The sequence below is a fragment of the Pseudooceanicola aestuarii genome (assembly GCF_010614805.1).
GTDB classification, from domain to species: Bacteria; Pseudomonadota; Alphaproteobacteria; order Rhodobacterales; family Rhodobacteraceae; genus Pseudooceanicola; species Pseudooceanicola aestuarii.
The window spans coordinates 221,919-236,826 of the sequence record NZ_JAAFZC010000001.1; the positions used below are offsets into that span (position 1 = coordinate 221,919).

General features: G+C 66.5%; 14 protein-coding genes, 1 tRNA gene and 1 pseudogene. 15 read left to right on the forward strand and 1 reads right to left on the reverse strand.

Going from position 1 to position 14,908, the window contains the following annotated elements:
- The first annotated feature begins 39 nt into the window (after positions 1-39).
- From cysN to G5A46_RS00970, 3 genes and pseudogenes are all read left to right on the forward strand, one after another.
- Complete coding sequence (cysN, locus tag G5A46_RS00960) at positions 40-1,968, forward strand: sulfate adenylyltransferase subunit CysN (RefSeq protein ID WP_163846451.1); 1,929 nt, start codon at positions 40-42, stop codon at positions 1,966-1,968.
- Between the two features lie 109 nt (positions 1,969-2,077).
- Positions 2,078-2,512: pseudogene (locus G5A46_RS19925) on the forward strand (recombinase zinc beta ribbon domain-containing protein); the annotation flags it as partial.
- 64 nt (positions 2,513-2,576) lie between these two features.
- A complete protein-coding gene (locus G5A46_RS00970) occupies positions 2,577-3,068 on the forward strand; it encodes a hypothetical protein (protein WP_239520553.1) in 492 nt (163 codons plus the stop codon).
- Here G5A46_RS00970 and G5A46_RS00975 read toward each other — a convergent pair.
- Positions 3,036-3,125, reverse strand: a tRNA-Ser gene (locus G5A46_RS00975). The two genes, G5A46_RS00970 and G5A46_RS00975, sit on opposite strands and share 33 nt — an antisense overlap.
- A 306-nt stretch (positions 3,126-3,431) precedes the next feature.
- On the opposite strand from G5A46_RS00975, the gene G5A46_RS00980 reads away from it, so the two are divergent.
- From G5A46_RS00980 to G5A46_RS01035, 12 genes are all read left to right on the forward strand, one after another.
- The gene (locus G5A46_RS00980; RefSeq protein WP_163846455.1) at positions 3,432-4,622 is read left to right on the forward strand and encodes an SPOR domain-containing protein; all 1,191 of its coding nucleotides are present in this window, start codon (positions 3,432-3,434) and stop codon (positions 4,620-4,622) included.
- Positions 4,623-4,760: 138 nt separating this feature from the next.
- Positions 4,761-5,930, forward strand: coding sequence for a D-alanyl-D-alanine carboxypeptidase family protein (locus G5A46_RS00985; protein WP_163846456.1), 1,170 nt, complete (start codon positions 4,761-4,763; stop codon positions 5,928-5,930).
- Positions 5,927-6,571: a dTMP kinase gene (gene tmk, locus G5A46_RS00990; protein WP_163846457.1), complete on the forward strand. Its 645-nt coding sequence runs from the start codon at positions 5,927-5,929 to the stop codon at positions 6,569-6,571. The genes G5A46_RS00985 and tmk overlap by 4 nt, the downstream gene beginning before the upstream one ends.
- 250 nt (positions 6,572-6,821) lie before the next feature.
- Complete coding sequence (locus G5A46_RS00995; protein WP_163846458.1) at positions 6,822-7,955, forward strand: DNA polymerase III subunit delta'; 1,134 nt, start codon at positions 6,822-6,824, stop codon at positions 7,953-7,955.
- 42 nt (positions 7,956-7,997) lie between these two features.
- Positions 7,998-8,837 (forward strand): TatD family hydrolase, encoded by an 840-nt coding sequence (locus G5A46_RS01000; RefSeq protein ID WP_239520554.1) that lies wholly within the window; start codon positions 7,998-8,000, stop codon positions 8,835-8,837.
- On the forward strand, positions 8,837-9,634 hold the full coding sequence (locus tag G5A46_RS01005) for an MBL fold metallo-hydrolase (RefSeq protein ID WP_163849821.1): 798 nt from the start codon (positions 8,837-8,839) through the stop codon (positions 9,632-9,634). Before G5A46_RS01000 ends, G5A46_RS01005 begins: the two co-directional genes overlap by 1 nt.
- Positions 9,634-10,566, forward strand: coding sequence for an AEC family transporter (locus G5A46_RS01010; RefSeq protein WP_163846459.1), 933 nt, complete (start codon positions 9,634-9,636; stop codon positions 10,564-10,566). Before G5A46_RS01005 ends, G5A46_RS01010 begins: the two co-directional genes overlap by 1 nt.
- A gap of 127 nt (positions 10,567-10,693) precedes the next feature.
- A complete protein-coding gene (locus G5A46_RS01015; protein WP_163846460.1) occupies positions 10,694-11,512 on the forward strand; it encodes a TerC family protein in 819 nt (272 codons plus the stop codon).
- 54 nt (positions 11,513-11,566) lie between these two features.
- A complete protein-coding gene (locus tag G5A46_RS01020) occupies positions 11,567-11,773 on the forward strand; it encodes a hypothetical protein (protein WP_163846462.1) in 207 nt (68 codons plus the stop codon).
- A complete protein-coding gene (locus G5A46_RS01025; protein ID WP_163846464.1) occupies positions 11,773-12,696 on the forward strand; it encodes a 5-bromo-4-chloroindolyl phosphate hydrolysis family protein in 924 nt (307 codons plus the stop codon). Before G5A46_RS01020 ends, G5A46_RS01025 begins: the two co-directional genes overlap by 1 nt.
- A 6-nt stretch (positions 12,697-12,702) precedes the next feature.
- A complete protein-coding gene (locus G5A46_RS01030; protein WP_163846466.1) occupies positions 12,703-13,905 on the forward strand; it encodes a toxic anion resistance protein in 1,203 nt (400 codons plus the stop codon).
- Between the two features lie 9 nt (positions 13,906-13,914).
- Complete coding sequence (locus G5A46_RS01035; RefSeq protein WP_204318671.1) at positions 13,915-14,904, forward strand: DUF2927 domain-containing protein; 990 nt, start codon at positions 13,915-13,917, stop codon at positions 14,902-14,904.
- The last annotated feature ends 4 nt before the right edge of the window (positions 14,905-14,908 follow it).

The window sequence follows — 14,908 nt, forward strand, 5'->3', positions numbered from 1 at the left end:
TGCCCCCTTCCCGGCCCTTCCAGATTTCCAGGTGACCCCATGACGACCGACAAGACCCCCGCCCAAGACGACGCGATCTACCAGACCGAGGCGCTGATCGCCGAGGATATCGACGCCTATCTCGACCTTCACCAGCACAAGACGATGCTGCGCTTCATCACCTGCGGATCGGTGGATGACGGCAAGTCCACGTTGATCGGGCGGCTGCTGTACGACAGCAAGATGATCTTCGAGGATCAGCTCGCCACGCTGGAAGCCGACAGCAAGAAGGTCGGCACCCAGGGGCAGGAGATCGATTTCGCCCTGCTGGTGGACGGGCTGGCGGCCGAGCGCGAACAGGGCATCACCATCGACGTGGCCTATCGGTTCTTCGCGACGGAGAAACGCAAGTTCATCGTCGCCGACACGCCCGGCCACGAACAATATACCCGCAACATGGTCACCGGCGCCTCTACCGCCGATCTGGCGGTGATCCTTGTGGATGCGCGCAAGGGCGTGCTGACCCAGACGCGGCGCCACAGCTATCTCGTGCAGCTGCTGGGCATCCGCAATATCGTGCTGGCGGTGAACAAGATGGATCTGGTTGACTACGATCAGGTCGTGTTCGACCGCATCGTTGCGGAATACACGGAATTCGCCCGCTCCATCGGGATCGAGACCTTCGTGCCGATCCCGATCTCCGGCTACAAGGGCGACAACATCACCGCGCCCTCCGCCAATACGCCCTGGTATGACGGCACCGCATTGCTGCCCCATCTGGAAACGGTGGAGATCGACAGCACCCGCGAGCCGCAGGCTGCCCCCTTCCGGATGCCGGTGCAATGGGTGAACCGGCCGGATCTGGATTTCCGCGGGTTCGCCGGTCTGATCGCCAGCGGCCAGGTGCAGCCCGGCGATCCGGTGCGGGTGCTGCCCTCGGGCAAGACATCCAAGGTGGCGCGGATTGTCACCTTCGACGGGGATCGCGGCCGCGCACTGGCCGGCGAGGCGATCACCCTGACCCTGGAGGACGAGATCGACTGTTCGCGCGGGCAGGTGATCGTGGCGGCGCAATCGCCCCTGGAGGTGGCCGACCAGTTCGAGACGACGCTGATCTGGATGGACGAACAGGAAATGGTGCCGGGCCGCGCCTATGCGATGAAGATCGGCACCCAGACCGTTTCCGCCACGGTGCAGGCGCCGAAATACGAGATCAACGTCAACACCCAGGAACATCTGGCGACCAAGACGCTGGATCTGAATGCCATCGGTGTGGCCAATATCACCACCGACCGCGAGATCCCCTTTGCCGCCTACGCGGAAAACCGCGATCTGGGCGGGTTCATCCTGATCGACCGGATGACCAACCAGACCGTCGCGGCGGGGATGATCCACTTTGCCCTGCGCCGGGCGCAGAACATCCATTGGCAGGCGACCGACATCAGCCGCGAAAGCCATGCGGCGATGAAGAACCAGAAACCCGCCGTTGTCTGGCTGACCGGGCTGTCGGGGTCCGGCAAATCCACCATTGCCAACATGGTGGAGAAAAAGCTGGCCCGGATGAACCGCCACACCTTCCTGCTGGACGGCGACAACGTGCGCCACGGGCTGAACAAGGATCTGGGCTTTACCGAGGCGGACCGGGTGGAGAATATCCGCCGCGTGGGCGAGGTTGCCCGCCTGATGACCGATGCGGGGCTGATCGTGATCACGGCCTTCATCTCGCCCTTCCGCTCCGAGCGGGAGATGGTCCGCTCCATGATGCAACCGGGCGAGTTCATCGAGGTCTTCGTGGACACCCCGCTGGAAGTGGCCGAGGCCCGCGACGTCAAGGGCCTTTATGCCAAGGCCCGGTCCGGTCAGCTGAAGAACTTCACCGGGATCGACAGCCCCTACGAGGAACCGCATGGCGCGGAGCTGACGATCGACACCACGGAGATGACCCCGGAGGAGGCCGCCGATGCCATCGTCGCCCGACTGATCCCCTGAGCGGCCCGCCGCGCCAAGCCCGCGGCCGGCGCGACCCGCAGACCCACCATCCAAGGCCCGCCGTGACCCGGCGGGCCTTCGCCTTTGGGCAACGACAACCATGCCGGGCATGGGTGTCAAGTCGATCACAGCCTGGCTCAACGAGAACGGTTATCGAACCCGGCGTAGAAAATACTGGACTATCGGTATGGTTCACAAGCGGGTGACGGACAGCGCGGTCAAAGGGGACTACTTGTACGGAAAAAAGGCAGGCATCGATACCGCAGTCCACGTTCCGATTACGGAGATCATTCCTGCGCACCGCTTCGACATGGCGCAGAGGATCCTGCGCGGAAGAAGCCCCAAGAAGAAACCTCCGCGGGACACCACCAGTGACATCCTCCTCTCGACAGTAGCTGTCTGCGGTCACTGTGGTTCCGGCATGAAGCTCGCAAGGGGCAAGAGCGGAAAATATCGCTACTACAACTGCTCCGGGGAGAGGCGCCGGGGCAAGTCCACATGCCCAGGAATGCGCGTTCCCATGGAAGCCTTCGACCAGTTCATCATCGAGACGGTCAGCACGCACCTGTTCTCAAGCCAGCGGGTCCGCGAAAATGCTCTCGGATCTAATGGATCGCCAAGCGATCAGGCGCCACGAGAACAGCGGTCATCTGGACCGGATCCGTGCCGAACTCAACGAGGCGGAAAAAAGGCTCAGGCGCTTCTACGATGCAATGGAGACAGGCGCGATCGATCCCTCCGAACCTACGTTCAAGGAGCGGCAGGCCGAGCTCACGGATAAACGAAACCTCGCCAAAGCCGCCGAGGACCGCGCGCTGGCCGAGCTCCAGCCGACTGCCGAACTGACCGAGAAGGCCGTGAAGAAGTTCGCCGACTTCGTCAGAAAACAGCTCGCCGAGGGTAACCTCCAGTTCAAACGCCAGTACCTGCGCGCCGTCATCGACAAGATCACAGTCAACGAAAACAGCGTGAAGATCCTTATAGATCAAAGAGATATCGAGTCAGCAGCTCTTACCCATGCAGCCGGAAACACCGGACCTACAGTAGTGCCCATTTTTGTTCGGGAATGGCGGAGGAGGTGGGATTCGAACCCACGGTAGACTTTCACCTACGTCGGTTTTCAAGACCGGTGCATTAGACCACTCTGCCACTCCTCCGTTCTGACGGGGATTAATCCGGGCGGAGCGATTCTGGAAGGGCATCCGCGCAGCGGTGGCGTCGCCTCCTGCTTGCGCCGGTGCGGCGGGGCGCGAGCGCGGGCATTGTGCGGACGCACGCCGGCGCGGCACGGGCCGCTGCTTCCCCTCGCGACGGGGATACGTGTCGGACCTTTCCAGATCGCGCGCGGCGCGCTAGACTGACGCAAAACAATGACGCCTCGGGCAGATCCGGGGCCGAGGCATCACGGCAGTGACCGAACCATCGGTCGGCGGGGCAGCCCGCAGCAGGCAAGGGGCAGGAACATGCAGGACTCCGGCACAGGGGACGCGCGCGATCTGGCAGGGCGCGGCGGCGACACGGGTGGTGCCGCCCGCGCCCGGCGCAACGGGTTGCGCGCCGCGTTGCTGCTGAGCGGAGCACTGACCCTCGCGGGCTGCACCGGCGACAACCAATTGCCGCTGTTCCAGAAATCCGAAACCGCAGATGGCGGAGAGCCGCAGGTGGGGCGCGCGACCAAGCTGGTGGAACGCGACATCGAGGCCCCCGAAGTCTTTCAGGTGACCGAGGCCGGATTGTGGGACGGCAGGCCCTCGTTGGGTGGCGTCTGGGTCGCCCATCCCGATGTGCAGGATCCCGAACGGGTGCTGATCCGCAACACCACCAACGACAAGTTCGTCATCGGCGCTCTGTTCCGGCGCGAGCGGGACAACCCCGGCCCCCGGCTTCAGGTTTCCTCGGACGCGGCGGCGGCGCTTGGAATCCTGGCCGGCGCCCCGACACGGCTGAACGTCACCGCCTTGCGGCGGGAAACCGTGACCCCGCAGGCAGATGTGGAGACCGCGCCCGCCAGCACCGCGCCCGCCGCCCTGCCCGCCGCCAACACGGTGCAGGAAACCCGCCTGGACCCCGCCGCCACGGCGCGGGCGATCGAGGCCGCGCCCGACACCTCCGCCGGCGAACGCGCCGCAGGCCAGGCCGCGCAGCCCGCCGCCAGGGCCGGCGCCGCCGCCCCGTCCACGCTGGCCGCCACCGGGGCGGCCTCCGGGACCGCTGTCGCCTCCGCCGCACAGGCCACCCCTGCCGAGGCCCCGCGCAAGGGGGGACTTTTCGGCTGGTTGCGGCGCAAGGACAGCTCCGAAACGACCTCCGGGCCCGATACCGCCTCCGCCAGCGCGAACGACGTGCAGACCACGCAGCAGCCCGCCGGCACACCGGCCCGGTCTCCTGCCGCGCCCACGCCTGCCAGGCCGGCCTCCAGCTTGGAAAAGCCGTTCATCCAGCTTGGGATCTTCAGCGTCGAACAGAATGCGCGGAATACCGCCACCGCGATGCGCCAGCGCGGGATCGTCCCGCTGGTGCGCAAGCAATCCTCGCGCGGCAAGGATTTCTACCGCGTCATCGTCGGCCCGGCCAGTTCCACCACCGAACGCGCGGTCCTGCTGAAGACGATCAAGCAGGCCGGTTTCGCCGACGCCTACGCCGTCACGAACTGATGAAGGCGCCGCACTGGACCCCGTCAGTGGCAGCGGCTATCACCTGAACTGGCTGCTGTCCGGGTCGTCCGGGCCTGCCGCATTGCCCCTCCGGGCCCCGGCCCGAACGTTTGGACCACGCCAGGGAGAGAGCCCTTGATGCTTTCCACGCTCCGACAGGCCGCCGCGGCCACCATCGCGATCCTGCTCTGCGCCGCGCAGGTGCAGGCCTTTGACACCCGCGCCAGGACCGCCTTTGTCATGGACCTCGGCACGCGCACAGTGCTGCTGGACAAGAATGCGGACCAGCCGGTGCCGCCGGCCTCCATGTCCAAGCTGATGACGCTTTACGTCGCCTTCGAGGCGATCCGCGACGGCCGCCTGTCGCTGAACGAGGAACTGCCCGTCTCCAGCCACGCCATGAGCTATGGCGGGTCGACCATGTTCCTGGACACCACCGACCGCGTCCGGGTGGAGGACCTGCTGCGCGGCATCATCGTGCTGTCGGGCAATGACGCCTGCGCCGTGATCGCGGAGGCCCTCAGCCCAGACGGGACGGAGGCCGGGTTTGCCCGCTACATGACGCAGCGCGCGCAGCAGATGGGCATGACCGGCTCCACCTTCACCAATTCCAACGGCTGGCCCCAGGCCGGCCATCGGATGACGATGCGCGACCTGGCCCTGCTGGCCCGCCACCTGATCGAGGATTTCCCGAACTTCTACCCGATGTTCGCCGAACAGGAATTCGAATTCGACGGACGCGCGCCGCAGAACATCCGCAACCGCAACCCGCTGCTGGGGCTGGGGATCGGCGCCGACGGGCTGAAGACCGGCCATACCGAGGAAGCCGGCTACGGCCTTGTCGGCTCGGCCAAACAGGGCAACCGTCGCATCGTCTTCGCCTTCGCCGGGCTGAGCAGCACCAAGGAGCGTGCCGAGGAGGCGCAGGCGCTGGTCAACTGGGCCTTCCGCCAATTCGCCGAGCGCGAGATCATGCGCCAGGGCGATGTCGTCACCCGCGCGCCGGTCTGGATGGGCAGCCAGGGCGATGTCGGCCTGGCCGCTTCGGAGAACGTGATCGCGCTGTTGCCGATCCTCTCGGGCAAGGAAGTGGAAGCGGAGATCGTCTTTGACGGGCCGATCCATGCCCCGATCTCCAAGGGGCAGGAGCTGGGCACCCTGATCCTGACCCCCACGGACCTCCCGGAGACGCGGGTGCAGCTGGTCGCCGACACCGACGTGGCGCGCGGCGGCTTTGCCACCCGGATCAAGGCTGCGGCCCTGCACCTGGTGCGCCGCCTGAACGAAGGGCCGGAGGGCGCTTCTTGACCCCCACGAACGCCCGACGCGGGGCGTTCGTCTCCTTCGAGGGTATCGACGGCTCCGGAAAATCCACCCAGGCCCGCCGCCTGGCGGAAACCCTGCGCGCCGCCGGACGCGACGTGGTGCTGACCCGTGAACCCGGCGGCAGCCCGGGGGCCGAGGAGATCCGCCGCCTGGTGCTGGAGGGCGATCCCGACCGCTGGTCCGCGGAGACGGAGATCCTGCTGTTCACCGCCGCGCGCCGCGACCACATGGAACGCACGATCCTGCCGGCGCTGGCCGCGGGCCAGGTGGTGATCTGCGACCGGTTTGCCGACAGCACCCGTATGTACCAGGGCCTGTCGCGCGGCGATCTGCGCGGGTTGGTGGACCAGCTGCACGACCTGATGGTCGGGCGCGAGCCTGACCTGACGGTGCTGATCGACATGGACCCCGAAACCGGCCTGACCCGCGCTCTGTCCCGCCAGGGCAGGGAAGAACGGTTCGAAACCTTCGGCGCCGATCTGCAACGGCAGATGCGCCAGGGTTTTCTGGACCTTGCCGCCGCCGCGCCGGACCGGGTGCGTGTGATCGACGGTGCCCGCCCGGTGGAAGACGTGACGCGCGACGTGCAGGACCTGGTGACCACCTTCCTCGCCGGGCGCTAGCCCGCCACCGGATCCCCCTCGCCCGCTCACCTCTCTCGCATATCGCGCGCCCGGCCCCTTCGGGCTGAAATACCGCAGAGGGGTGAATTGCGCGCAGCGCAAGAGGGGGGACAGCGTCCCCCCTGCCCGCGCCACCCGCTTCCCCCCAACGCTGTCAACCTGCCCGCCACCCCACCCGTTGCCACGCCTCCGGCGCGCTGCTGTCACCGTCCCTCTGGACATCCCCCCGCCCCCGGCGGCATGAAGAGGCATGAGCGATGACACCCGTCCCGAACCCGACCGCGTCGACAACGCGCCGCACCCGCGCGAGACGCCCGTGATCCACGGGCAGGACGCCGCGCAGGCGGAGTTCCTGGACGCCTTCGCCTCGGGGCGGTTGCACCATGGCTGGATGCTGACCGGGCCACGTGGCACCGGCAAAGCGACGCTGGCCTGGGCGATTGCCCGGTTCCTCCTATCCACCCCCGATCCCGATCAGGACGGCGGCCTGTTCGGCGATGCCCCCCCGCCCGCACCTGACAGCCTGCACATCCCCGCCGACCACCCGGTGGCACGCCGCATGACAGCCGGTGCGGAACCGGGGCTGTTCGTGCTGCGGCGCGGCTGGAACGACCAGACCAAGCGCCTGCGCGCCGAAATCACGGTGGAGGAAGCGCGCAAGCTGAAATCCTTTCTCTCGCTGTCGGCCGCCGACGGCGGGCGGCGGGTGGTGATCGTCGATGCGGCGGACGAGCTGAACACCTCCGCCGCGAACGCCCTGCTGAAGCTGCTGGAGGAACCGCCCGCCCGGACCACCTTGCTGCTGGTGGCGCATAATCCCTCGGGCCTGTTGCCCACGATCCGGTCGCGCTGCCGGGTGCTGCGCCTGTCGCCGCTGACCCCTGCGGACATGGCCGCCGCCCTTGACCAGGCCGGCATCGCCGCGCAGGACACGACGCCCGCGCTTTCGGCGCTGGCGGCGGGGTCTGTCGGCGAGGCCGTGCGCCTGGCCAATCTCGACGGGCTGAAGATCTATGCGGAGGTGATGGCCCTGCTCGGCTCCCTCCCCCGGCTGGACCGCGCCCGCGCATTGGCCCTGGCCGAGGCCTCTGCCCAACGCGGCGCCGAAGATCGCCGCGCCATGCTGCATGTGCTGATCGAACGCGCCCTGTCCCGGCTGGCGCGCAGCGGGGCAGCGGGCGATCCCGGTGGCGGGGCAGAGGCGGCACCGGGCGAGGCCGAGATCTTTGCCCGGCTGGCCCCCACCCCGCGCCACGCGCGCGACTGGGCCCTGGCCGCACAGGAGGTCAGCGCCCGGCTGCGCCATGGGCAGGCGGTCAACCTTGACCCTGCCGCGCTCATCCTAGATACGGTCTTCAGGCTCCAGAAAACGGCTCAGGGCTGACCGCGTGCCGCGCCGGGCCTTGCCGCCGCACGGAAGGATCGCATGACTACCCCGCCCCACATGAGCGCCCCTGACGCGGCGCAGCCCCCCCGGATCACCGACAGCCATTGCCACCTGGATTTTTCCGATTTCGATGGCCAGCAGGCAGAGATCATCGCCCGCGCCCATGCCGCCGGGGTGACCCGCATGGTGACGATCTGCACGAAATTGCCGCAAGAACCCAAAGTCCGCGCCATAGCCGAGGCACATGACAGCGTCTTCTACGCCGCGGGCATCCACCCGATGTCGGTCGCCGATCACGCCCCCACCACGGTCGAGGATCTGATCGCGCTGGCACAGCATCCGAAATTCGTCGGGCTGGGCGAGACGGGGCTGGACTACCATTACACCGCCGAAAGCGCACAGGCGCAGCAGGACAGCCTGCGCATCCATTGCGCCGCCGCCGCCGAAACCGGTCTGCCCCTGATCATCCATTCGCGCGACGCGGATGACGATATGGCCCGCATCCTGGCGGAGGAACACGCCAACGCGCCCTATAGCTGCGTCATGCATTGCTTTTCCTCCTCGGCCGAGCTGGGGCGCGCGGCGCTGGACCTGGGGTTCTACCTGTCGATGTCGGGCATCGCCGCCTTCCCGCGCAGCACGGAACTGCGGGAGATCTTCGCCGCCGCCCCCGTGGATCGCATCCTGGTGGAGACAGACAGTCCCTACCTCGCGCCGCCGCCCCATCGCGGCAAGCGGAACGAGCCGGCCTACACCGCCCATACCGCCCGCGTCGGCGCCGAGCTCTTCGGGCTGGACTACGCTGCCTTCGCCGCCCGCACACAGGCGAATTTCGACCGCCTGTTCTGGAAGGCCGCGCAATGGCAGGCGCCCGCGTGATGGGCGGACTGCGTTTCACCATCCTGGGCTGCGGCTCTTCCGGCGGGGTGCCGCGCCTGGGGGGCGTCTGGGGCGATTGCGACCCACAGGATCCGCGCAACACCCGGACCCGCTGTTCCATGCTGGTGGAACGCGAGACCGAGGCCGGCACCACCCGCGTGCTGATCGACACCTCGCCCGACATGCGCGCCCAGCTGCTGACCGCCGGCATCGGCACGCTGGACGGGGTCGTCTACACCCATTCCCATGCCGATCACGTGCACGGGCTGGACGATCTGCGGATGATCGTCTTCAACATGCGCCGCCGCCTGCCGGTCTGGGCCGATGGCGATACGCAGGGCGCCCTGCTGCACCGGTTCGGCTATGCCTTCGTGCAGCCGGAGGGGTCGCCCTATCCGCCCATCCTGGACCTGAAATCCATCGACGGCCCGTTCGAGATCACCGGCGCGGGCGGCGCCATCCCGTTCCGCCCGTTCGCGGTCAACCACGGTTCCATCGATGCACTGGGGTTCCGCATCGCCGGGCTGGCCTATCTGCCCGATGTCGCCGCCATGACAGATGCAGCCTGGACCGAGGTCAGCAAGCTGGATTGCTGGATTCTGGACGCGCTGCGCCGCGATCCGCATCCCACCCATTCGCACCTGGCGCAATCGCTGGACTGGATCGCCCGCGCCGCGCCGCGCCGGGCGGTGCTGACAAACATGCATATCGACATGGATTACGCCACCGTCGCCGCCGAGACGCCGGACCACATCACCCCCGCCTTTGACGGGATGCAGATCACCCTGCCCCGCTGATGGCGCAACTTCTGACGGTCATCCTGCCGGTCTTCCTGTTGATCGCCGCGGGCTACGTGGCGACGCGTACGGGATCTTTCCCGGTGTCTGCGGTTGGCGGGCTGATGAACTTTACCCAGCGGTTCGCCTTTCCCTGCCTGCTGTTCCGGGCGGTCAGCGGGTTCGACATCTCCGAGGAATTCCACGCCCCCCTTCTGCTGACCTATTACCTCGCGGCCACGATCTGCTTTGCCCTGGGCGCGGTGGGCGCGCGGCTGCTGGGACGCAACGCGCAGGACGCTGTGGTCATCGGGTTCTGCTGCCTGTTCTCCAACACGCTGATGATGGGACTGCCGATCACCGAACGCGCCTTTGGCCCCGATGCGCTGGAGGCCAATTTCGCCATCATCGCGATGCACGCGCCGTTCTGCTACACGCTGGGCATCCTGGCGATGGAGCTGGTGCGCGCCCGCGAAACCGGCCTGAACGCGGCCAAGCTGGCGGGCCAGATCGGCCGGCAGGTGCTGCGCAACCCGCTGGTGATCGCATTGATGGCCGGCTTTGTCGTCAATCTCGCCGCCCTGCCCGTCCCCGAGGTCGCCCGTGTGGTGATCGACATGATGGCCACCGCCGCCGTTCCCGCCGCGCTATTCGCCGTGGGCGGCGTGCTGGTTCAATACAAGCTTGAAGGCGACTGGCGGCTGATTGTGATGATCTGCGCCATCACCCTGGCGGTGCATCCCGCCCTGGTCTGGATCTTTGGAAGCCAGGCAGGCCTGGCACCCGATGCCTTCCGCTCTGCCCTGATCACGGCGGCGGTGGCGCCGGGGATCAACGCCTATGTCTTCTCGGACATCTACGACCGGGCGAAGCGCACGGCCGCCTCTTCGGTACTGATCACCACCTCGGTGTCTCTGCTGACCATCTGGTTCTGGCTGGGGCTGCTGCCCTGATCGCCCCACCGCGCCGCCAACCGTGGCGCGGCGGCCAGCCCCGGCAGCTTTCTCCCGCAAATCTTTCCCTTTTTGCCGATGCTGCGCTATCTGGTGCGCAAACGCTGTTCTGCAAAAGGGTTCCGCAATGGCCGACCTTCTGACCTTCGAAAATCTGGGTAACCTGCTGATGCTCTGCTTCCTTCAGGCGGTGCTGGGGTTCGACAACCTGCTCTATATCTCGATCGAAAGCCAACGCGCCCCCGTCGCCCAGCAACGCGCGGTGCGGTTCTGGGGCATCATCGTGGCCGTGGCACTGCGGGTGATCCTGCTGTTCGTGATGATCAGCCTGCTGGATTCGTTGACCGATCCGTTCTTCGTCTTCAACTGGGAGGGCGTGCTGACCGGTGGCGTGAACTTCGCCACGCTGGTCTTTGTCCTGGGCGGGATCTTCATCATCTACACGGCGGTGAAGGAAATCAGCCACATGCTGGCCGTCGACCATCTGGATACGGATGTGGAGGCCAAATCGGGCAAATCCGCCCTGACCGTGGTGATGCTGATCGTCTTCATGAACCTGATCTTCAGCTTTGATTCGGTATTGTCGGCCCTGGCGATCACGGATGTCTTCCCCGTTCTCGCCATCGCGATCATCCTGTCGGGGCTGGCCATGCTGGTACTGGCCGATGGCGTCACGCGTTTTCTGGAAAAGAACCGCATGTACGAAGTCCTGGGTCTGTTCATCCTGCTGATCGTCGGTGTCGTCCTCTTGGGGGAGGCCGGCCAGGCCGCCGCCCATGCCATGCATGACGACACGCTGGCCCTGCGGTTCTTCGGCTACGAGGTTGTGCCGATGTCGAAGACGACGTTCTATTTCTCCGTCATCGTCCTGTTCGCGGTGGAGATCATCCAGTCCGGCTATGCCCGAAAGCTGAATGCGGAGCGGCGCGCGGGCGGCGGGCACTAGCGTTGGCGCGGTATCGTCCCTAGGTGTAGCCTGACCCGGTTATCGGAGGAATCGATGTCCCGCCTGATCCTGCTTCTGCTTGTCCTGTCCGCCCTGGTGGCGGTGGCGACCCTTGCCCTGGCCGCCCTGGGGGGCGCGGCGGACCACGACCGGGCCCTGCCCACGGCGCAACGGCGTGCCGGAGCCTTGCAGAAAACAGCCTATGGCCTGCTTGTGGCGGTGCTGTTCGGCGTCGGCAGCGGCTGGATGGGGGGCGAGTGATGGCACAGCGCTTTGGTGGCAAGTTCAGTCCCGATGGCCGCAACCGCCCGGACCAGACGACCGGGCCTGCCGGCAAGGGCGGACTGGGCCGCGCCCGGCGGCGCATGGCGCCCGTTGCGGCGGGCGGGGCGCGGGTCAACGTGTTGTTCACCCCCGCCATCGTCCTGGCCGCGACGGTCCTGAACGATGGACCGGTCAACCTGGCCATCGGCCTGCTGGGCGCCGCGCTCTGGGCCGGCGCCGCCTGGATGACGCGTGAGGGGTTGCAGGCTGAACGGGAATACCACGCCCGCGCCGTGGCCCGCCGCCCCGCCATGCCGCGCAAGATCGCCGGCTCTGTCCTGATCGGAATGGGCACGGTTCTCGCCGGGATGGCGCATGGCACGGATCTGTTGGGCTCAGCGATCTACGGGCTGGTGGCGGCGGCACTGCACCTGGCGGCCTTTGGCCCCGACCCGCTGCGCGACAAGGTCATGGAAGGGATCGACACCTACCAGCAGGACCGCGTCGCCCGCGTTGTCGAAAAGGCCGAGGATTACCTGCGCGACATGGGCCAAGCCGTGGACACGCTGCGCGATCGCCGCCTGACCGCCCGCGTCGCCGCGTTCCAGGACACCGCCGCCGCGATGATCGAACAGGTGGAGAACGACCCGCGCGATCTGACCTCGGCGCGGAAATTCCTGGGCGTCTACCTGATGGGCGCCCGCGACGCGACGGTGAAATTCGTCAGCCATTACAGCCGCAACCGCAGCGATGCGGCGCGGACCGATTATGAGGCACTCCTGACCGATCTGGAACAGAATTTCGCCGCCCGGTCGCAAAAGATGTTACAGGATGATGCAACGGATATGACAATCGAAATCGAAGTGCTGCGGGATCGTCTTCAGCGCGAGGGCATCCGCCCGCATTCAGAATCGGAGTAGACCGCCATGTCGCAGACCGTTCGCACCAAGGCCCAGGAAAGCACGCAACTTGTCAATGATGTCGCCGCTGTGGAATTGCCCGAACCAGCTCCGGCCGATGCCCTCGTGACGCTGGATTCCGCGGACGACCAGGTCGGCGGAGAGATCCGCCGCCGCATGGGCGAGTTGGACATGGACGATACCAATTCCATCGTCTCCTTCGGCTCCTCCGCGCAGGCGGAATTGCAGGAGATCTCCCAGGCAATGCTGACCGATGTCCGCAACAAGGATGTGGGCCCGGCGGGGGACAGCCTGCGTTCCATCGTGACCACGATCCGCGGGTTTTCCGTTTCGGAACTCGACGTACGGCGCGACCGCTCCTTCTGGGAAAAACTGCTGGGCCGTGCCGCGCCTTTCGCCAAGTTCACCGCCCGGTTCGAGGAGGTTCAGGACCAGATCGACCGCGTCACCGATGAACTGCTGACCCATGAGCACAAGTTGCTCAAGGATATCAAATCCCTGGACCTTCTCTACGAGAAAACGCTGAACTTTTACGACGAATTGGCCCTGTATATCGCCGCCGGCGAGGAAAAGCTGAAAGACCTGGACCAGAGCGACATCCCCGCCAAGGAAGCGGAGGTCGAGGCCGCGCCGGAGGGTGAGCAGGTAATGAAGGCCCAGCAACTGCGCGACCTGCGCGCCGCCCGCGACGATCTGGAGCGACGGGTCCATGACCTGAAGCTGACGCGCCAGGTGACGATGCAATCCCTGCCCTCCATCCGGCTGGTGCAGGAGAACGACAAATCATTGGTGACAAAGATCAATTCAACGCTCGTGAACACCGTTCCGCTATGGGAAACCCAGCTGGCACAGGCGGTGACGATACAGCGCTCCTCCGAAGCTGCGGCCGCCGTGCGTGAGGCGAACGACCTGACGAACGAGCTGCTGACGGCCAATGCGCGGAACCTTCGTGACAGCAACAAGGTTGTCCGCGAAGAGATGGAGCGCGGTGTTTTCGATATCGAGGCCGTCAAGCAAGCCAATGCCGACCTGATCGGTACGATTCAGGACAGCCTGCAAATCGCCGACGAAGGCAAGAGCCGACGCGCCGCTGCCGAGGAGGAGTTGAAGAAGATGGAAAACGAACTGCGCGATACCCTTGCCGCCGCGCGTGCGCGGGCCACCGGCACCGGCGATGTCGCGGCGACCGCCGTGCCGCAGGGCAACTGAGTCGACGTGATGGCGGATGACGCAACAGGCGGCCTGCGGGGCGGCACGCTTCGCGGGCTGTTGGGCGTCGCTGCGCTGGCACTGGTGGGCGCCTGTCAGTCCTTTCCCTCCGCCCCGCCACAGGTAACACCGCGCGTACGTCCCGCGGCGCTGGCCCCCGCCGATCCGGCGCCCGCGCCGCCCGCACCCTCGGCCGCCAGCGAGGAATTGCGCGGCTACTATGAACGGGTGCAATCCAACCTGTTGGCGCAGGGGCTGCTACGCCGGGATGGCGGCGGCATCGACACGCCGTTCAACGCCACCGACCTGGCGCGGAACTTCGAACGGCTGGCTTTCTTCCACGAATATGAACGCGGCACCGGCTTGTCCCAGGCGCGCGAGACCCCTGATTTCATGCGCCGCTGGTCTGGACCGCTTCGCCTTCAGGTGGAATTCGGCGCCTCCGTCCCACCCGATCAGCAACGCAGCGACAGCGCCGAAATCGACAGCTATGCCAATCGCCTGGCGCAGGTGACAGGCCATCCGATCCAGACCGTGACGCGCGGCGGAAACTTCCACATCCTGGTGATGGGCGAGGATGACCGCGAGGATGCCGTGCGCCGCATCCGCCAATTGGTGCCCAACGCCGCCGACAGCGCCGTCAGCATCATCCGCACCCTGCCCCGGCCGATCCATTGCCTGGTCTTCGGTTTCTCGGCCGAGCAGAACGACAATGTCTATCGCCGTGCCATCGCCTTTGTCCGGGCGGAACATCCCGGGTTGATGCGGCAATCGTGTTTCCACGAGGAAATCGCCCAGGGGCTGGGCCTGGCCAATGACAGCCCGCGCGCACGCCCGTCGATCTTCAACGATGACGACGAATTCGCCCTGCTGACCAACCATGACGAGCTGTTGTTGAAAATGCTCTACGATCCGCGCCTGCGGCCCGGCATGACCCTGGAGCAGGCCCGCCCGACCATTGGCATCATCTCCCGCGAATTGATGGGCAGCTCCAGCTGAGGGG